The sequence below is a fragment of the Paenibacillus sp. FSL P2-0173 genome (genome assembly GCF_038008045.1).
GTDB classification, from domain to species: Bacteria; Bacillota; Bacilli; order Paenibacillales; family Paenibacillaceae; genus Paenibacillus; species Paenibacillus polymyxa_B.
Window position 1 is genome coordinate 1,329,014 of sequence record NZ_JBBOYK010000002.1, and the last position, 19,086, is coordinate 1,348,099.

Consider the following 19,086-nt stretch of genomic DNA (forward strand, 5'->3'; position numbering starts at 1 on the left):
TCACCAAGCCTGTTAACGGCATACTGAGGACTCAATATATATCTAATTTTCCTTTTATATTTTAGTGATACCCAATAATTTGAGCTACAACCACGAATACTGCACCCAGTACGAACCAGGCGGCCAGTAACGGCCAAAAGAAGCGAACCCATTTCTGATATGGAATACCCGACACCGCCAAACTCCCCATTAAGGCAGAGGAAGTAGGCAAAATCATATTCGAAAATCCATCTCCCAACTGGAATGCAAGGACTGTGGTCTGCCGTGTAATACCCAACAGATCGGACAGCGGCACCATAATGGGCATCGTCGTCGCAGCCATCCCCGAACCGGAGGTAATAAATACATTCATGATATTTTGGAACACATACATACCCAGCACTTGCACGGATTCCGGCAGATGTCCCACCATGATCGCAAGGCTGTTAACGATCGAATCAATCACATTGCCGTGATCCAGCACGACGACGATGGAACGTGCAAAACCAATGATCAGGGCACCATAGGTGATATCTTTGGCCCCTTTGGCAAACTCTGTCGCAATGCGACTTGGCCCATAGCCTGCACAAAAGCCGGAAATGATTCCCATCGAAAGAAACAGGGCAGCCAGTTCCTCCATCCACCAATCTTTTTTGGACACTCCCCAGATTAACATCGCGAAGCTTACTATAACGGTCAAAATGATCAGGATATGCTTAAGCTGTATGGAAGGCAGATTGGATAGATCCACCGGCTTGTCTTCAGCGCTCTTTTCCAATTCGTAAACGAGGCTGCTTTCCGGGCTTTTCTTCACTTTACTGGCATAACGCATAATATATAAGCTCGTAATAACGATCAGGATGACCAACAGGATGGCACGAAGCCACAGCCCTGAAAAAATAGGAATTTGCGCAATCGCCTGTGCCAATCCGACATTAAACGGGTTCAGCAGCCCGGCGGTAAACCCGCAGGAGGCTCCCAGCGAAATCATGGCTGTACCCGTCAACGCATCAAATTTCAACGCCCGGGCGATGGCAATACCAATCGGCACGAATACCATCACCTCAGTGGACATTCCCATGGTAAAACCACCTACGGAAAACAAGGTGATAAACACGGGAATGACCCATAACCCCTTGTTGGAAAAAGACCTCGCAACTCTTCCGGTCACCGCCTCAATTGTGCCCGAGGAAGTAATAATCTGAAAGACACCGCCAATGATTAGAATGAAAAAGACAACATCAGCCGAATCGACTAGACCGGATACGATGGATTTTGGGATGTCCCACAGCGTAACCGGATTCGGATCGACATGAGCGTACGAACCGGGAACGAGCAGCGTTTTGCCGGTCGTTTCATTTTTAACCCGTTCAAACTCTCCAGCGGGAACGACATAAGTCAATATTCCAGCCACTAAGGTCAGAAAAATAAGAATGACAAAGGTGTGCGGCATTTTCAGCCATTTCTTCGGACCGCTCGGTACGGTCGTGTTGCTACTCATTCGGATGCTCCCCCGTTTCTCAACGCTTGCCATTGTTCAAATTCAGTCCGTACCTCTCTCAAAGCCACCGGATCGGTTACCAGATCATAAGCGGTCAGCGCCAGCGCTTTGGCGGCATAATTCATTTCAATCATGCCTTCCTCTGCTCCTGCAAGCCGGGCAAATTCCGGCGTATGCGTGGACGCGTCACCCAATCGGATATAAGGATGAATCGCTGCAGTAATCTGGCTGACATTGCCGATATCCGACGAGCCGATCCCTCCCTGCGCAGGCGGCTCGTGAACCTCCAAACCCAGCTGCTCCAACTTGCTCTGGAACAAAGCCGCCAGCTTCTTGTTGGTATTGCGCTCCGCATAAATAAGCCCCTCGACAATATCCACCGTCGCGCCCATACCTTCTGCCGCCGCACGAACAGCACGATACACCTTGTCCCTCACCTCAGCCAGACCGACGACGGTTTGCGCCCGTAAAATAAACACAGCCTCGCACAGCTCCGGCACGACATTGGGAGCATCCCCGCCTTTGGTAATAATGCCGTGGATACGTACGTCGCTGGTAACGAACTGGCGAACCGAATTAATCGCCACAAAGGCATTGATCATAGCATCCAGCGCGCTAATGCCTTTCTCCGGGGAGGATGCAGCATGAGCCTGCTTGCCATGAAACGTGAAGGTGGCGTCCACGCAGGCCAGTCCCCCGCGTAAAACCATCGTTTTATTCTGTGGATGCACCATCATCACGGCGTCCACGCCGTCGAACACACCATGCTCGCACATCATGATTTTGCCGCCGCCCTCCTCCTCGGCGGGTGTGCCCAATACCACAATACGTCCGGGTAGGTCCGATATCGCTTCTTTTAGGGCTATGGCTGCTCCGACCGATGCGGTACAGATCAGATTGTGACCGCAGGCATGTCCGATCACCGGAAGTGCGTCATACTCTGCCAGCAAAGCAATTGTCGGTCCGCCGGGCTTCCCTTCCCATTCGGCGCGGAAGGAGGTTTCCAGTCCTGCAATCCCCTTTTCCACAGCAAAACCAGCTTGCTCCAGTGTACTCGTGAGCCATCCCTGAGCCTGATATTCATGAAAGCTCAATTCAGGATGGGTATGTATTGTTCGGGCAAGCTCCCGCAACTCATGATCCTTTGCATCTACAGCCTTCAAAATCTCTTCATGGGATGACGTTCTGCCATTATGTCCGTTCGTTGTTAAATCCATCAATGGAATACCGCCTTTCATTCGCAATAACGAATAATTATACAACCAATATTCAACATTGTATAAGCGAAGACCAGTGAAGTAAATTTAATATTTTTTGGCTTTATCCTTAAAATTATTTTATATATGACATGTTTGTCCTTGATATACGCTATTTTTCACCATTAATTACGTATATTCAATGTATTTACAGCCTCAAGACTGGAGCATCCATTCTACAAATCTTTCCACTGCCATAGGACGGCTGGATTTATTTTTATACAACATCCATGTTCTACGCAGGACAGGATCTCCATTTTTACGAATCAAATTAAATGCATACAGTTCATCCTTGGGAGAGATAAATATTTCGGGTACGATTGAATATCCCAGTCCGTGCCGAACCATTTCCTTGCAGGTTTCGTAGCTATCCACCTCCATAGAAACTCGTGGTGCACGGCCTATTCTCTCACTCCACCATGCCTGTACCGATTCGTTGAACGAGGAATACATATGACCGGAAAGTTGCGGCTTCCCCGGGTCCTTATAACGAATCATTGGAAGCTCCGGCAATTGCTCAAGCTCTACAGCTTCTTTCGAGATCACGCAGATATGCTCCTCATGAAGAAGATGCTTTCCCTCAGACCAAGGATAATCATTGCGGATAACACCCAGATGAATTTCATCCCCGCGCAGCATCTCATAGATTTCCGCACTGAGTCCGCAGGTGACTGAAAATTGCACGTCAGGATAAATATCTTTAAAGCTTTTAAGAATCGGCGGTAGCCGATAATGTCCGTAATAGCTTGAAATTCCCAAGCGCAGCGTACCTTTTACTTCCCCTCTCAGGTGAATGACAGCTTCTTTTAATTCGGTCAGTTCCCTCAAATTCCGTTTGGCATACTCCACCAGTCGCTCCCCTTCCATGGTCAGCTTCGTTCCTCTGTTCCCGCGTACAATGAGAGGTACAGCGAACTCCTTTTCCAATTGGTTCAGACGGTAGGTCAAGGCAGGCTGTGTAATATATAGACGTTCGGCGGCACGTTTCATGCTCTGTTCTTCTGCAATGTAGCACAACATTAAACAATCCTTTTCATCCACCATGATCACTCCTTCAATTCAATCATTCCTTTGTTTAGCCGTTCCTTTGTTCTCCGTAAAAAAAGCCCAGATATATCGGTCTATTATAACGTATGAAAAACTTAGGCATAAAAAAACGGACAGTGGATTGTTCCATTGTCCGTTTTCGTATTTTTCGCGCTAGTTATGGATTAGGATTCGTCTTGATTACTGCAAGCTAGTGAGGGACAAATGAACTGAAATCGTCCCGACTGGACTGATCCGCATGATAAAATACTACATCCCCGTCCTGTAAATGAAAGATATGCCCGTACGGGTCTTTTATCTCTCGGCGGTAACCCTCCAGTTGCCACTGGTTCAATAGCGGACCATTTATATACTGTAAATGCGGATGCTCGGTGTCCCCCTGACGCAGTGACTCCACATTAAAGTTGACGACGATAAAGCCCGTTTTCTTGAATATATCTGTATGCTCGTTTAGCTCCTGACGGCGACTGACCTCGCGCAAATCCGTGCCTTTGGTGACTGCGTATACATCAGCAGGCAGGCTATATTCACCATACCAGCGCTGAATCGACGCATTAGCGCGATCCACGTTGACCCCATCTGGCAGGTCTGTCTTCGGACCAATCAAGGTACGCACAGCCGCAGGCAGTACCAGCCAGTCGTAACGTCCAATCCAGGTCTTGCTGCGTGCAATACGGTGGGCATACAGGGAAACATAACGTTCCAGTGTCAACTGGCTTTGCTGTGCTTCACTCAGCTCATGCTTGTATTGGTAGGCTGACGTGTCCTGCATTTCCTCCATCGGCACATTGCGTAGCCGTTCATTCAAAATAACATATCGCTTTTCCCGGTCCTCCGCCGATCCCAAACGGATAAATTTTCGACTGCCGGAATGTGTATACAGATCCACCTCTTCCCGCTGTCGCCCATCTTTGCTCACCCAATAGAACGATGGCGTGATGCGAATACCGTCCTTGGCGCTAAACATATTGCCTTTGGTTTTGAGGTCAAACTTGAAATGATAGCCTGTCTTGACCGCCACATTTGCATAGCCTTCATATGGGTGACTGCCGGGACGAACGGGCAAGGTGAACGGCTCCGGGTTCCCTCTAGGCAACCCGTCAATATTGCCAAGCCCCGTCCAATAGGACAGGCCACTATGCGTCGGGCTTTCTTTTCGCTGTCGAAATACCCGCTCCCAATGGTAATCGGCAATATCCGTGATATGAAAATCGTACATCCGTCCGATGACCTCAATATTCACCACATCATTGGCAACATGATGGGCGATATCCGTGTTGGCATGGCGTTGTTCGGTGAACCCGTCCGGTGCATTTTCGGCAATGGTACGGAACTCAACTGTATAGTTGCCTTCATCCACCCATACGGGCAAATAAAAGTCTGTGTCGAGCTGCTGCACCGGAATGTCGATCCAGGTACCCCGCGGATAAAATTGTGTCTTCCCTTTGTCGTAGACATCGAACGGAAATCGCACCTGCTTGGTTCGTACATATTTGGCATACTCCCGATCACCATAGCCAGGAATATTTAAATGTGGGCCTGCTGTCGAGATCGTCACCCGGAAAGGGCGCTCCAAAATAAGCGCGGATCGTCCTTTCGTAGGTTGGGTTTTCTGGTTATGAGCAGCATCGTCCGACACTTTAGACAGATTCACTACGGGAGTGTGAACAGTCACCGTATTAATTCCCTGTATCGGAAACGTTTTATCCGCACCTCCATTGATATTCCCTTTGAGAATAGCGTAAGTGATGTCACCGCTGCTGGGCGTATTGAACTTATTTATCTTATACTTATCAATCACATGATCCGGACTGTACAGCACATCCGGCCCAATCGCTCCGGAAGAGGGTATAACGCCTGGCCTAGGGCCATTCACCTTAACGCGCTCCGGATTCATAATGATCTTGTTTTCAAAGGTTAGAGTGTCGTTTTCCACTTCGATTTCCTTAACAGCCCCCTCTGCCTTGGATTTCAGTGCACTACGGTCATCAGGTACACTCGGCTTGCTGCTGCCACCGTTTTTGCTACGGCTACCGCCATCCACTGTCCCGGGTGCAGGGGGCGGATAAAAATTGCCCTGAGTCGCTGCAATATAGGAAGGGGGTGTATAGGATTGCGGACGCAAAGTGATTGTTTCATTAGGTAACGCATAATTTCGGAGCGTAGCCTCCTTAATGCCGTACACCTCCAAATTATCTATCGTCCAATATGAGTATGGACGGACGATTTGGTAAGTATAGGTTCGCTTCACGGTCTCACTCCGCCGAGATTTTTTCTTAGGCCGCCAGGTCAATCGATATTCCCGTTTTACGTTCACCGTATATGTACACTGGCCTGTCATGTTCACAAACTTATGTTGAAAAAGGTATCTCTTCGCTTGCACATGACCGTATAGGCTTTCAGATGTAGGAATACCTTTGGATACGTCAAATCGTTCCCGACCACGCTGGTCCGCTTTGATAACGGCAGATACTGTCGGGTCCAGTTCGGCAGTTTCCAAGCGCAGACCTGGAACGGGGCGGGAGCAGACAACACCTTTTGTTGGCTGTTCATTATCTTGGCAATCTGAGGGTGCTCCCTCTTGGCTTTCTCCAGGCTTAGGACAGCCCTGAGCTTCTTTGTAATACAAATAAGCGGTAAACTGCTCAAAAGAACCGTCATAGGTAAATCCGGGTACAATTCCCGGTAAAATATCTCCGCTTGGCGGTTTACCGGTCGTGCTTTTCTTATAACCCACATACTCATATTTCGGGTTGGTTGGCGGGGTAAAATCATACAGTTGATCAGCTTTTAGTTCATCTTCTAATGGTGTAAATACGTTGTTAAGTGATTTTCCATCAGTTGTAAAATGCTTGACGATTAGACTGCTCTGCAGTTCGATCTTGAACAGGATGGGTTGGTAGATGCGCCAGGCTTCTACTTCCTTTGCACAGGTAGGGCAACTCTCTTCTTTTATATTTTCTGCTTGAACTGCTGCATTTAATCTTATATTCACAGTGATTGGAATGGTAGCTGTATCCGTTCCAATCCCCTTTTTTTGAAAAGGCCGAATATCTGAATCCTGTGTGCCTTTACTCATGTAGTCTTTGTAATCGTCATAAAGATCGGATCGGGATTTTGTAAAATAATTTTTATAATTAGGATTACCTTTGTTAACTTCTGCTACTGGATCATACAATTGTGCGTCAATCTTCTTGATCTTACGACCAGGGAAATTAAATTTGTAAGTGAATTCTGCTTCACCTTGCATGTCCTTGTCAGGCTCCTTGCCACCTGTGACCCAAGTACCTGCGGTATTTTTCCACATGTCGAAGTACATCATGCCAACAAAATAACGGTCGTTCTTATCGGCATAGTAAGACAGCGGTGTAATTTCGTTATCAGCTACCGCCTTGTCGGTAGGAAAAGAAAATGGTGGGAGCTGCAATAAGAGCAGTACCCCCACCAGCAATACGGCCAGAATGCGTTGCGTCTTCTTCATGCTGTTGTTAATTTCCTTTCCACGGATTGACCATCAATGGAATATAACTATCTGCTTGCAAGCGGAATCCAATGTACTCAATATCTTTTAGTTTCAGAGATTTATAGTTTTTTATTCCATGAAAGAGTTCATCAGCAGATGAATAAATCGGGTAATATACCATCTTTGTGCCGTCCCCGTTATCTTGTGTCATTTCTCTCAATGGAGGACGGAGACGTGCATTCTGGTTTTTGGTTATGAAAAAAATGCTACCTGCTGTAGATTTCGTTTTAACTCTCATCTTTAAGTAAGGTACACCCTTCGGACTTGTGTAGGGCTCAACGGAATAAACATCCCGAATCAGCTTAATAGGTAGATCAGACTGCTTAAAGACCATTATTTTATCGTATGGCTGGTCAGTGCTATTATTTAAAAGAGCAGGTATTGAACCGAACGCCTTCTTATACGGCTCAATACTCACCGTTTTATGCCCTGTATCCTCCAGCGCAGCAATTTCCTTCTTCCCAATCCAGACCCAGCGGCTGACCTTATCCCACTCCACCGTTTGCCCCAGGCCTTCACTTACCAACCGCAGCGGCACAAAAGTACGATTCTGCTTCAAAATAATCTTCGTTTCATACGTTTTGGTCTGCCCATCCACGGTAGCGGTGTTTTGACCCACTGTCATGTTAACAGCATGTGCATCATTTTTAATCGACACAGCCAATTGACCGTCTGTTTTCTCCCAGCCAACCTTAGCCCCCAATGCCTCGGATACAAAACGAATCGGAACCATCACATAATCGTTGCTATCCTGAAAAGGTTTAGCATCTGGAAACTGTATTTTTTTCGCGTTTAACAAGACTTCAATCGGTTTGGTGCTGCTTGCTGCCTCCGTCGTTGGAATCGTACTTGTCGCCCCCCATAGCAACGTGACTGCGGTCAAACTCAACATCCATTTTTTCATACTCATCTCTCTATCCCCTTTGTCAGCTTAAACTTTAAACTATGTATATCATCTCTAATCTCATAAACTTATCGCATCCCCACTTTCGGAAAATACTGGATACAACTTATATATTATAGGGTTTCCCTATTACAAAATCTATAAGAAAAACTTCTAATACAAAGCATTCCAAACAAATAGACTCTATTGAGCAATCCCTCCCCCTAAATCATAGAACTGACTCTTTAAAAAAGTTTATATTTCCGCAAAATATCAACAAAAAAGGGCTGCCTCTCTCCTATGAAGGAAGAAACAGCCCGTGTGCTTCACGCGCGACAAAACTATGAATGTATCAGCTCATACCACCATATGGATTATTCCAGCATCATCCAATATTTCTTACATCATAAATCATACCGGACTAAAAATCAAACGTTACTTTTCTCTCACGAAACATTTCAAAGATCATTCATGTATACCTGAACTTCCAGCTTGATAGCGTTGCTCATATACGTCCTTGTTAACCATCCTCAGCCCAAACAATCTGCGGATACGCTGTCCCGGCTTGGCCTTGAAGGTCACTGTCGCTTGATCCTTCCCCTCCAGATATGCAGCCGGAATAGCAGCATTAACGTTGTAAAACTTATCGGCCTCATCAAAGCCTTCACTAAAATGCTCAAGCGGATGACCGTTAATCAAAATATCAAAACCGCAGTTAGGCATTTCCAGTGTAGCTGTGTAGGTAATCACCAACAGCATCGGAGCAGACGGATCTGTATTCAGATCAAAAGAAAACCAGCCGTCAATTCCCGCATTCCGGTAAGGTCGGTTATTCACATATCCGGTGCGAGTCGAAGCATCTCCCTGGAAGTTATGATCCCGCTCCGGCTGCATTTCTCCGGGTTGGGCAAAATCAATCGTGCACTGCTCCAGAATCGCCAGCTTTTCGCGTGCCGCTGTGTATTCCTGTTCCGCCTCCTGCCACGCTTCCTTGGTAAAAATGTCCCAGTATATGGAATACGTACGGTCATGCATTTTATACAGAGGAGACAATTCCACATCCCGGGGATGCCCTGCATTCAAGGTACGAAACGTATTGGTCTTGTCTTCCACGGGCTGTATCCAGGCATCCAGCTTTTCCGTTTGGGGGATGAATACCGGTGTGTACAGGAAATCCTTGGCTTTATGATCTTCTAAGGGTCCAAGGTCTCCTGCCAGCACCAACGGTCCATACATGATAGCCGCCCGATCCGGGTTATCTGGCATCTGCTCCAGTCTCAGCGACATCGGAATCGTCACCTCTACAACGTCACCGTCAATCCACGTGCTGGCGATAGAGACAAAGCTGCCCGGTTCCGATACGACCGATTGCTCCTTGCCATTTACACGAATGGTAATTCCTTTTTCAGCCCAATATGGATAACGGATGAGTAGCATAAATGAGGCAGGTTGATCGCATTGAATCTCCAGCGTCGTATGATCTGTATCTGGATAGAAAGTATTTTGTTTTAGCGTAACGCCCGTGTCCTTCCATTCCAGCGTGGAGGCAATGAACTGATTGACATATAGCTTATCATGATCGTGAAAATAAATGCCGCTGCCGTAGCTCGCATGGTTTTCCATCCCTGTGCCGACACAGCACGTAAAATCGTCAAATTTGCTTTCAAAATGCTTGTGCCCGCCCATCGCCAGCGACAGAAAATACGTTACGCCCCCGTGAACCGGATCCTGCGAAGCCAAAATATGATTGAATAGACCTCGCTCATAAAAGTCCGCTTCCTTGGCGGAAGCATTCCATTGAAACAGATGATTGGTCAGCTTAAGCATGTTATAGGTGTTGCACGTCTCCGTCGTATGAGGCCCGATGCGATCATTCAAGCCATCTGGCGCGCCAAAATATTCTCCAAAGCTATTCCCGCCAATGACATACGAATGATGATCCACCACCCGCTCCCAAAAAAACTCCACCGTTGCCCGGCGTTTCGTATCATTGGTCAGCTCATATTCCTTGGCAAGCCCGATCAGCTTCGGAATCTGTGTATTGGCGTGAATGCCCTGCAAACAGTCTTCCTGCGAGCTAAGCGGGTCCAGCACCAGCTTGTGCCAGAAGCACTCAGCCAGCCGCAAGTAGCGCTCTTCCCCGGTATCCGCATACAAGTCTGCCAATACCTCGTTCATGCCTCCATATTCACAAAACATCATCTGCTGTATCTGCTCATCGCTCATCGGCTTCAAAATTCCTCCGAGCCAGTCCGCCAGCTTGCGCTCTACACCTAATGCCTTGTCACAGCCTGTCAAATGGTATGCATCCCGCAGGCCAGCGAATAACTTGTGCAGTGTATACAAGGGTGCCCAGGCACCGTTCAGGTCAAAGCCCTTCGAGCGAATATTTCCAGCAGACACCTCTTCAAAAAGTTCCTTCCCCCCTGGAATACCGGATACATATCCGTCACCATGCGCCGCCTGACAAACGGCTAGTTCATCCGTAATGTAATGTGCAGTTTCTTTAAAACGCTCATCGCCCGTTGAAGCATACATCATGGAGCAAGCGGACAAGTAATGTCCCAGTGTATGACCGGAAATAGTCATCGCTTCCCAGCCTTCATACTGAGGCGCTTTGGGCGTAAGTCCGGCATATTCCCGAAAACGCGCCAGCAGGCGGTCTGGTTGAAGCTCCAACAGATAAGATCGGTTCAGCTCCATCGCCTGTTTGAAGGGACCTTCAGCCAATACCACCTCATTCAGTGCGAACGGCCTTGCTTTCATATGGGCTTTTGCTTTAAGAGTCACTTTCCGTTCCTCCTTTAAGGCGAATTTGGGATAAAAAAATGCATATCAAACACAATGAGCCGTTACGCGCCGCTGCCAGAGGTTTGCCCCCACTGCTGGTACAGCTGCGTTCTCGCCTCTGTAATGCCGGGATGAAACTGAATCAGCGCATGCTTGCGTGCAAAATGGACCTCACGGATCGCCTCCTGTACCCGCTGTTCCCCGCCTGCTCCGCCGAGTCCAGCGGCATGGAGCATGGAAGCGGCGGCTAATCGACCTTGGGCCATCGCGACCAGCCCGCTTTCGATGCCGGTAATATTGCCGGCAACGTACAGCCCTTTGAGCGAGGTTTCCATTCGCTCACCATGCAGTGGAACATGCCCGCCTAGCTCAGGGCTGTACACGAATTTGCACCCGGCTACCGCCGCCAGCTCGGCGAGCGGGTACAAGCCGCCGCTCAGCGCCACGAAGTCGGCGGGTTCGACGCGCTCGCTGCCGGGAATAGGCGAGCCGTCCGGTTTAACGTGGATCAGGGTCACAGATTCGACCCGGTCCTGCCCGTTGACGGACAGCACCGCCGTCCGCAACCGGATCGGGATATCCCACAGACGGAAGCCTTTGTGGGGATAGCAGCACGCGATGAGTTTCTCCATCCGCATCGCAGCTGCCAGCCTGCCGCCTGCACGCATCCAGGCGGCAGGGGCCAGCCCCGACAGCTGAAGCAGCAGCTTCGCGGAGGCTGTCGGATCTGCCGCCGCACCAGCCAGCGGATTAGCGCACGGCAGTGTAATCGCCGCCACCTTCACCCCGGCGACAGACAGCTCGCGGGCAATCGCCATCGACAATACGTTCATGCCCACTATGATGCCTCGCTCTCCTGGCTTAACGTAATGAACGTTGGTCATCACCTGCGCGGCCCCGATGGACATCACGCCCGGCAGCGTCCAGCCATCCAGCGGAACGGGAATTTCAGCAGCTCCAGTCGCCAGCAATACGTAATCCGCAGTGAACAATCCACAGGAAGTGGAAATTTCCCACGTCGTTGTATATTCCATACCATGTACGGAAACGCCGCAGCGAATGTCTACCCCAAGTTCCCTGCAACGGGTAATCAGCTCATCCGAAACGTGTTTTCCAACCCACCAGCCTTGACTGCCTTCCTCATGATATTGCCCGGGCATGCGTCCACCCGGCTCTGTAAACTCATCCAGTACCGTGACTGGCAATCCTTGCTCAGCAGCCGATACCGCTGCGGACAATCCGGCGGGACCCGCCCCAATGACGATGAGATGCGCCATTTCATTCATGTCACAATTCTCCCTGTGATTTCATTCGAAAGTTGCCGTCCGGTTTCCACCACCATACCTTCCTCCAGCTTGGTCAGGCAGGAACGGACGGTACCGAACGGATGAACCGTCAGGCGGCATTCGTTACAATGCCCAATGGCGCAGTATACACCTCTAGCCGTACCGGATTCCTCATGCCTTCTCAGCAGACGGACACCGCTGGCCAGTAGTGCTGCTGCCAATGGCTCTCCAGCCAATCCCTGCATGGGACGACCGTCAAAAATGAAAGATACCTGCCGCCGTTCCGGCTTGGGTCCCAAAATAGGATGATTTACAATACGCATGCGGCTCATAAGGAACCTCCCTCTGCCAGCTGCCCGAACGTTACGGGACGTACGGGAGGCCTCTGTGACAACAGCTCCGCCTCCCGGCGGGCAGCAGGAACCTGATTGTAAAACCATGACTCCACCAATTGTCGGCATACCCTGCCCTGACATGCCCCCATCGTCACCCGCGTAGCCATTTTAAGCTGGCGCACGGTGTCCACGCCCATGCGGCAGGCCTGCTCCATCTGTGCGATACTCACTTCTTCACAGCGACATACGAGCAAATGACCTGATGCGCTCTCAACCGTCTCACTTCGTCCCGTCGCCCGCTTACTCATAGCTGATCGCGCAGGTTTTAATCGCTGAATAAAAATCCAGCGCCGCCTGGCCCTGTTCCCGGGTATGTGAACTGGATTGCTTCAGACCGCCGAACGGAGCCTGGTATTCGACACCAGCCGTCTCCTGATTAACCCGGACCATACCGGCGTTCGCCTCATCCAGAAACCGGTGAGCCAGCCGTAAATCGCGGGTGAACAGCGAGGCGCTTAATCCATAAATAGAATCATTGCACAGTCGAATCGCATCCTCGAAGTCGTCCGCCTGCATTACCCCCATCACAGGTCCAAAAATCTCCTCCTGAATCAATGGATGGGACGAATCAAGTCCAGTCGCCACCATCGGACGCACATAATATCCGTTATCCGTCCCGGCGGCGGCTCCACCTTCGGCTAAAATATCGGCTTCCCGGCGGGCGAGTGATACATAGGACATGACCTTCTCATACTGACTTGCCGATGCCACAGGTCCAAGATACGCACTGGGGTCCAGTGCAGGGGCGATCTGGATTTTTTCCACCGCTTGGCGTAAGGCTTCCGTGAACGTCTCATAGACAGACTGTTCCACAATTACCCGGCTGGTGGCCGTGCATTTTTGCCCGGCTGAACGGAAAGCTCCGCTAACAATCATCGCTACTGCTTGCGCCACATCCGCGTCCTTCAGCACCACAGCGGCATTTTTACCGCCCATCTCGGTCTGGTACTTGATATTACGGCGTGCGCACCGTCCCGCAATGCCCAAACCTGTAGCAGTAGAACCCGTGAAGCTGACCGCATCCAGTACCGGATGCTCCAGTAAGGCATCGCCAATACGGTTACCTTGCCCAATGACTAAGTTCAGTACGCCGGGCGGAAGCTGCACCGCCTCGAATAGCTCGGCGACCCGCACTGCAGTTAATGAAGCATGTTCGGCAGGCTTCCAGATGACCGTGTTTCCGCACAAGAGTGCAGGGGCGATTTTCCATAGCGGAATAGCTACCGGAAAATTCCACGGCGTAATGACTGCCGTTACACCCAGCGGAATGCGCTTCGTGTATTGGAGCACTCCCGGCTCATTCGAAGGAATGACTGTACCGATGGATCGTACGCCCTCTGCCGCGTAGTATCGGAGCAGATGGACACCTCGCATGACCTCTCCGCGCATCTCGGTAATCGGCTTGCCCATCTCACGGCTAGCCAGCTCAGCCAATTCAGGTAATGCTGCCTCTAGTAACCCGGCTGCTTTGAACAGATAAACTCCCCGTGCTGCGGGACTTAACGCGGCCCAACCTGCCTGAGCCAGCCGTGCCGCATCCCCGGCCTGTGTAATATCGCCCGTTTCTGAAAAATGGACGACTCCGACCTCCTCCTTCAAGGACGAAGGATTGTGAACCACCATTTCCTCACCTGAAGGGTTCAGCCACTCACCGCCGATCCAATTTCGGCTCTCCATCGTCTTCACCTCCGTTCAGGATGAAACTTCGCTTGGACGAACCGCCACCTCAAATGCTTCCCGAATGCGGTCATAATCCGCCTGCGGCAGCGCAAGTCTGGGCGGACGTGTCGGACCGACCGGAAATCCAGCCAGTTCCATCATATATTTGATGGACTGTACCAATTGCGGGCTGGCATCATAGTGGAACAGCGGCAGCAGCCTGCGATACAACGCGGACGCTTCCGCCATATTTCCCGCCTGCGCAAGTTGGAACAGCTCTACCCCTTCCTTGGGCAGCGCATTAGGTACCCCCGAAATCCAGCCTGTCGCGCCGAATAATGCCCCCTCCATCGCCAGATTATCTACTCCGACCATAACCTCTAGCTCTGTCTGGTCCAAAATAGCGTGAATACGCCGTACATCACCGGAAAATTCCTTGACTGCTACGATATTTTCAATTCGCGACAAGTCCGCAAGAATATCTGGAGTCAAGTCAACCTTGTAATCATGGGGGTTGTTATACGCAATGATCGGCAAGCCCACCTCTGACAATGCTTCATAATGGGCCGTTACTTCGTGAGGCAGTGGATTGTAATTAATGGGCGGCAGTGCCATGACACCCGCTGCCCCGGCATCCTTCGCATGCTGAATCCAATGCACCGCCTGTTTGGTGGACGGAGCCGCCGAGCCGACAACAACCGGGACACGCCCTGCCGCAGCGTCAATTACGGTGTGCACAACCTGCGACCGTTCCTCCGGGGACAAAGCCGCATATTCTCCCAGCGATCCCGTAGGAACCAGTCCGCTAATGCCGCTTGCAATCAGATGCTCGCACAGCTCGGTCAGACGCTTATGGTCTACCTCCAGCTCTGCCGTGAACGGTGTAACTAAGGCCACATATACACCTTCAAAACGTGCCATATGCTTACCAACCCTTTCCCATCTTTATTTTCATATTCAGCATTCGGGATTGATATAAAATGCTCACACCAGCAAAAAACCTTCTTTAAGAGGGTCCTCGGGGTCCAACACAAATTGATGATGTCCCGTCACCCAAGCCGAGCCTGTAATTTGTGGAATGACTGCCGGATAAGGACCTATCTGCGTCTCGCCCACGATTTCAGCCCGAAACATGGAACCTGTGATACTTTCATGTACAAACGGCTCATTTAAGCCCAGTTTTCCCTTGGCGTGCAGCACCGCTACCTTGGCCGAGGTTCCTGTGCCACAAGGGGAACGATCGATACCTCCCGGTGGGATGACGACGACATTGCGGCAATCGGCCTGTGGAGCCACAGGCTCCCCGTAGAATTCAATATGCGTCAATCCTTGAATAACCGGATTTTCAGGATGTACTACCTCAACAACAGCATTCACTGCCTCCCGAATCTGCACTGCTGTTCGTACAATTTTTGCCCCATTGCTCTGCTCCAGTGCAAGACCGATGGAAGCCGCCTCTACAATGCCGTAAAAGTTGCCTCCATACGCAATATCCAGCGTGACTTGACCGATATCCTCTACCTGGACCTCAACCTCACGGCGGTACACAAAAGAAGGGATGTTCGTGAACGTTACTTGTCGCACCTTGCCCGCATCCACCTTCAGCCGCACATGAACCGGGCCTGCCGGAGTGTCCAGCAATATTGATTTTTTATCCGCAGCAATCAGCCCGCCTTCCATCAGCGCTGTACATACTCCAATCGTATCGTGACCGCACATCGGTAAATAGCCGCCAGTCTCTATAAAAACCACACCGATATCTGCATCTGGATGACAAGGTTCTGTTAAAATGCAGCCCGACATCACCTCATGCCCTCGCGGCTCGAACATCAGCAAACGGCGAAAATCATCATGATGTGCTGCCATATAAGTCATTTTTTTCAGCATCGTATGACCTACCAGCTTAGGCGCGCCGTGAATGACCGTCCGCGTCGGATTGCCTCCCGTATGGGTATCAATGGTAGTAATTCTGCCCGGTACACTCATCCAGTTACCTCCCCGTGAACCTCGTGGCTGGTAAAAGCCTCCCCAAATCGGTCATATCGCAGCGGCTCCACCGGAATACAAGTGGATTCACCCCGTACCATTTCGGTCACCAGCTTACCCGTAACCGCCGCAAGACTAATGCCATCCCCCTCATGACCAGAAGCGATATACAGCCCCGGTACTTCGTCCACTGCCGATACAATTGGCAAATGATCAGGTGTCCATGGACGCAAGCCGGTATACGCCCGCATCAGCGGTATATTGGCTAAAGCAGGGAAAAAGCGAATGGCTCTGCGGGCGATTAAGCGAATCACTTGCTGATCGACACCTGTGTCCATACCGACAAACTGACGGCTGCTGCCGATCAGAATATTTTGGGATGCGGTTGGCTCGAACACCAGCGCTACACCGTATTTTTCATAAAGCTCATCCACACTCCGCTGACCGCCAAACTTGCTCATCAGATAGCCAAACTCCATTACCTTGCGGTTCCCAATGGAAGGCGTTCGGGCAGACACCAGTATATGCCCTTTGCGCGGCATGATCGGAAGGTCCAAACCGAGTGAATGACCGATGCTGCGTGTCCACACACCTGTCGCCAATACCACTGCACCTGCATGGATAACGCCATTGGGCGTCTCTACCCCGCGGACGTTCCCCCTTTCGTCCTGAAGGATGGACTGTATCGGCATGCGCGGTAATAACTTGGCCCCCATCCGACGCGCGGCCCTGGCCAGTGCATACGTCATCAACACCGGATTTACAGTGGAATCTGTCGCACACTCCAGCCCGCCCGGCAAATCTTTGGCTAAATGCGGCCATTCCTCTCGCAAATCCTGCTGATCCAGCATGCGAAATGGAAGTCCTTCCTGCTCTTGACGGGTTACCCATTGCTCAGCCGCTTGCATCTCCTGATCGTTTTCACAGACCAGAATACTGCCAGGCGCACGATACTCAAACTCATCCTCCAGTTCCCTAGCCAGCTCTGCCACCAGTTCCTGCGATACCAACGACATTCGACTGTCAAACCCGGGCTCTTTATCGATTGCCAATATATTTCCATCACAACGGGACGAAGTGCCTCCAGCAATCTCCCCTCGCTCAGCCAGTACGACTTTCATACCGGACTTAGCCGTATAATAAGCGATGGCTGTACCGATGATTCCGCCGCCTACAATGACCAGATCCGCGGCATCATATTTCATTCGCTTCCCTCCCTTCGACCGTTTTAATCTGTTTGTGAGGTATTCTTTACAGCTTGAGCGTAAAGCTTTGTTTCACAGGCTTGCTCAGCTCATCATAATCCCGTAACTGTACGGTGAACGTATACGTCTTGTTGCCTGCTCCGCTGCCTGCTGTTCCGCTAATCGTTCCTGTAAAGCGGTTCAGTGTGAACCCTTCGGGCAGTTGACCGCCTGTCACCGTCCAATCGTAAAACGGAACGCCTCCCTTGGCCTCCAGCTTGGCCGTGTACGCTTTGCCTTTGACGGGTGCTGGCAATTCCTTCGTCATGATTTCTGGCGCGAGGAAAGGAGTCAGGTCCTTACGCAGCGGCCAGCCTGCTTTTTCTGCTACCAGCAGCGAAAGCTTCGTGTTCATCCAACGCCGGGTCGGAAACAGATGGCGCCAGCCTCCATTTTGACCGCTCAATCGGTCGACTTCTGCAAGCTCTCCGGAGAGATGATAGCTGTCGTCCAGCGCGGCTGGTCTGTGCTGATAAGCCATAATATCCGGGTCATTGCCCGCCGCTTCCTTCAGCGCTTTGACACCCGGGAATGTGTCGCTGAACACAATGGCATGACCGAATTCATGCATGATCAGCCCATGCACATCCGTCACTTTGGACAGATCGGATTGATACCATTCTTCATCGTCCACGGATGTAAATGGAATCGCATCATCATAGAAATCCAGAATCAGACTATAGGAACGGTTCAGGTTCCCCGGGACGGTCACACCGTTACGTGTATGATAATTGCCGTTCGTGGCTGGAAAGCCCGTAGAATAGGGTCCGTTCAGCCCTCTCATAAACACCCACATGCCTTTGTAGGGCTTATCATTTGTCACCTGTATTTCATTTTGCCAGTCGTCTCCTGGCAGATGGTTTACCTCAGCGTTGGCAGGAACCTCATCGAAAGGAGCCAGATCAAAGAAATAGAACCAGTCCTTTACCGCCAGCTCTGCGGCTTTTTTGGTAGCCGCATCATTGAAATAAGGCTTGATCGTATCGAAGCGGTAATCAAAATGGAGAGGGACTGTGGGCTCTTCATTATCGTCCTGATCCAACACGCGAATCGGAATGGACTGAGTAGTCGTGTGACCATCATTTCCGGCAACGGACATAGACAGCGTATAGTTCTCTATTTCACCGTTTCCTCCAATCCGGTCAGGATGGATGGCTAACCGAAAATCTTTTTCCTCCTGTGCATTGGCAAAAGTCAGCGTTTTGCTTGCACCTTGCGCCGACAAAGTACTTGGCAGATCCATCATCAGCCGGGACGTGCCCTGCGCATTTAACGTAACCGTTAACGGAAAAGCGGCATCCGCTGGCGGCTTCACTTTTAGCTTCACATACGGGTTCGCCAGATATCCTTGCCAATCAACCAGATCTATACCATAATCGTTCACCGTCCGACTAAAGATGTCGATGACTTTTACATCCGACTCCGCCTCGGCATAAGCCTGTTGACCCGGAATAGCTGGTGTCAAAGCCACAATGAGAGAAGCCGCCAGCGCAGTCATCCATATTTTGGTGTGCCTTTTATGCGTGTTCATTTGATC

The 19,086-nt window shown here is 50.5% G+C and carries 14 protein-coding genes; all 14 read right to left on the reverse strand.

Annotated elements, in window-relative coordinates; translation table 11 throughout:
* Positions 1-61: 61 nt before the first annotated feature.
* The 14 genes from MKX30_RS16220 to MKX30_RS16285 all read right to left on the reverse strand — a co-directional run bounded on the left by MKX30_RS16220 (position 62) and on the right by MKX30_RS16285 (position 19,080).
* Entirely contained in the window at positions 62-1,480 is a 1,419-nt protein-coding gene (locus MKX30_RS16220) for a YfcC family protein (protein ID WP_341062992.1), read from the reverse strand.
* Positions 1,477-2,697 carry a M20 family metallopeptidase gene (locus MKX30_RS16225; RefSeq protein ID WP_071559118.1) on the reverse strand — a complete coding sequence of 407 codons (1,221 nt, stop codon included), beginning with the start codon at positions 2,695-2,697 and terminating at the stop codon, positions 1,477-1,479. The genes MKX30_RS16220 and MKX30_RS16225 overlap by 4 nt, the downstream gene beginning before the upstream one ends.
* A 195-nt stretch (positions 2,698-2,892) precedes the next feature.
* Positions 2,893-3,780 (reverse strand): LysR family transcriptional regulator, encoded by an 888-nt coding sequence (locus MKX30_RS16230; protein WP_048481493.1) that lies wholly within the window; start codon positions 3,778-3,780, stop codon positions 2,893-2,895.
* A 193-nt stretch (positions 3,781-3,973) separates the two neighbouring features.
* On the reverse strand, positions 3,974-7,264 hold the full coding sequence (locus MKX30_RS16235; protein WP_341062993.1) for a DUF5704 domain-containing protein: 3,291 nt from the start codon (positions 7,262-7,264) through the stop codon (positions 3,974-3,976).
* Between the two features lie 7 nt (positions 7,265-7,271).
* Positions 7,272-8,216 (reverse strand): stalk domain-containing protein, encoded by a 945-nt coding sequence (locus MKX30_RS16240; RefSeq protein WP_341062994.1) that lies wholly within the window; start codon positions 8,214-8,216, stop codon positions 7,272-7,274.
* A 438-nt stretch (positions 8,217-8,654) separates the two neighbouring features.
* Positions 8,655-10,955 (reverse strand): glycoside hydrolase family 127 protein, encoded by a 2,301-nt coding sequence (locus MKX30_RS16245; protein WP_341063012.1) that lies wholly within the window; start codon positions 10,953-10,955, stop codon positions 8,655-8,657.
* A gap of 86 nt (positions 10,956-11,041) precedes the next feature.
* Positions 11,042-12,265: an NAD(P)/FAD-dependent oxidoreductase gene (locus tag MKX30_RS16250; RefSeq protein WP_081391148.1), complete on the reverse strand. Its 1,224-nt coding sequence runs from the start codon at positions 12,263-12,265 to the stop codon at positions 11,042-11,044.
* Entirely contained in the window at positions 12,262-12,597 is a 336-nt protein-coding gene (locus MKX30_RS16255) for a (2Fe-2S)-binding protein (protein ID WP_023987257.1), read from the reverse strand. Before MKX30_RS16255 ends, MKX30_RS16250 begins: the two co-directional genes overlap by 4 nt.
* Positions 12,594-12,908 carry a (2Fe-2S)-binding protein gene (locus MKX30_RS16260; RefSeq protein ID WP_068938458.1) on the reverse strand — a complete coding sequence of 105 codons (315 nt, stop codon included), beginning with the start codon at positions 12,906-12,908 and terminating at the stop codon, positions 12,594-12,596. Before MKX30_RS16260 ends, MKX30_RS16255 begins: the two co-directional genes overlap by 4 nt.
* On the reverse strand, positions 12,901-14,337 hold the full coding sequence (locus tag MKX30_RS16265) for an aldehyde dehydrogenase family protein (RefSeq protein ID WP_071559121.1): 1,437 nt from the start codon (positions 14,335-14,337) through the stop codon (positions 12,901-12,903). Before MKX30_RS16265 ends, MKX30_RS16260 begins: the two co-directional genes overlap by 8 nt.
* Positions 14,338-14,352: 15 nt before the next feature.
* The gene (locus tag MKX30_RS16270) at positions 14,353-15,240 is read right to left on the reverse strand and encodes a dihydrodipicolinate synthase family protein (protein ID WP_023987254.1); all 888 of its coding nucleotides are present in this window, start codon (positions 15,238-15,240) and stop codon (positions 14,353-14,355) included.
* Between the two features lie 63 nt (positions 15,241-15,303).
* Positions 15,304-16,305, reverse strand: a complete 1,002-nt coding sequence (locus MKX30_RS16275) for a proline racemase family protein (RefSeq protein ID WP_264454115.1) — start codon at positions 16,303-16,305, stop codon at positions 15,304-15,306.
* Positions 16,302-17,510: an NAD(P)/FAD-dependent oxidoreductase gene (locus tag MKX30_RS16280; protein WP_341062995.1), complete on the reverse strand. Its 1,209-nt coding sequence runs from the start codon at positions 17,508-17,510 to the stop codon at positions 16,302-16,304. Before MKX30_RS16280 ends, MKX30_RS16275 begins: the two co-directional genes overlap by 4 nt.
* 46 nt (positions 17,511-17,556) lie before the next feature.
* Positions 17,557-19,080, reverse strand: coding sequence for an Ig domain-containing protein (locus tag MKX30_RS16285; RefSeq protein WP_341062996.1), 1,524 nt, complete (start codon positions 19,078-19,080; stop codon positions 17,557-17,559).
* Positions 19,081-19,086 lie beyond the last annotated feature (6 nt).

Coding starts and splice junctions, on each gene's coding strand:
- MKX30_RS16240 (WP_341062994.1), bottom strand. CDS start 8,216: ATGAGTATGAAAAAATGGATGTTGAGTTTGACCGCAGTCACGTTGCTA.
- MKX30_RS16245 (WP_341063012.1), bottom strand. CDS start 10,955: ATGAAAGCAAGGCCGTTCGCACTGAATGAGGTGGTATTGGCTGAAGGT.
- MKX30_RS16275 (WP_264454115.1), bottom strand. CDS start 16,305: ATGAGTGTACCGGGCAGAATTACTACCATTGATACCCATACGGGAGGC.
- MKX30_RS16255 (WP_023987257.1), bottom strand. CDS start 12,597: ATGAGCCGCATGCGTATTGTAAATCATCCTATTTTGGGACCCAAGCCG.
- MKX30_RS16225 (WP_071559118.1), bottom strand. CDS start 2,697: ATGGATTTAACAACGAACGGACATAATGGCAGAACGTCATCCCATGAA.
- MKX30_RS16270 (WP_023987254.1), bottom strand. CDS start 15,240: ATGGCACGTTTTGAAGGTGTATATGTGGCCTTAGTTACACCGTTCACG.
- MKX30_RS16265 (WP_071559121.1), bottom strand. CDS start 14,337: ATGGAGAGCCGAAATTGGATCGGCGGTGAGTGGCTGAACCCTTCAGGT.
- MKX30_RS16280 (WP_341062995.1), bottom strand. CDS start 17,510: ATGAAATATGATGCCGCGGATCTGGTCATTGTAGGCGGCGGAATCATC.
- MKX30_RS16220 (WP_341062992.1), bottom strand. CDS start 1,480: ATGAGTAGCAACACGACCGTACCGAGCGGTCCGAAGAAATGGCTGAAA.
- MKX30_RS16250 (WP_081391148.1), bottom strand. CDS start 12,265: ATGAATGAAATGGCGCATCTCATCGTCATTGGGGCGGGTCCCGCCGGA.
- MKX30_RS16285 (WP_341062996.1), bottom strand. CDS start 19,080: ATGAACACGCATAAAAGGCACACCAAAATATGGATGACTGCGCTGGCG.
- MKX30_RS16235 (WP_341062993.1), bottom strand. CDS start 7,264: ATGAAGAAGACGCAACGCATTCTGGCCGTATTGCTGGTGGGGGTACTG.
- MKX30_RS16230 (WP_048481493.1), bottom strand. CDS start 3,780: ATGGTGGATGAAAAGGATTGTTTAATGTTGTGCTACATTGCAGAAGAA.
- MKX30_RS16260 (WP_068938458.1), bottom strand. CDS start 12,908: ATGAGTAAGCGGGCGACGGGACGAAGTGAGACGGTTGAGAGCGCATCA.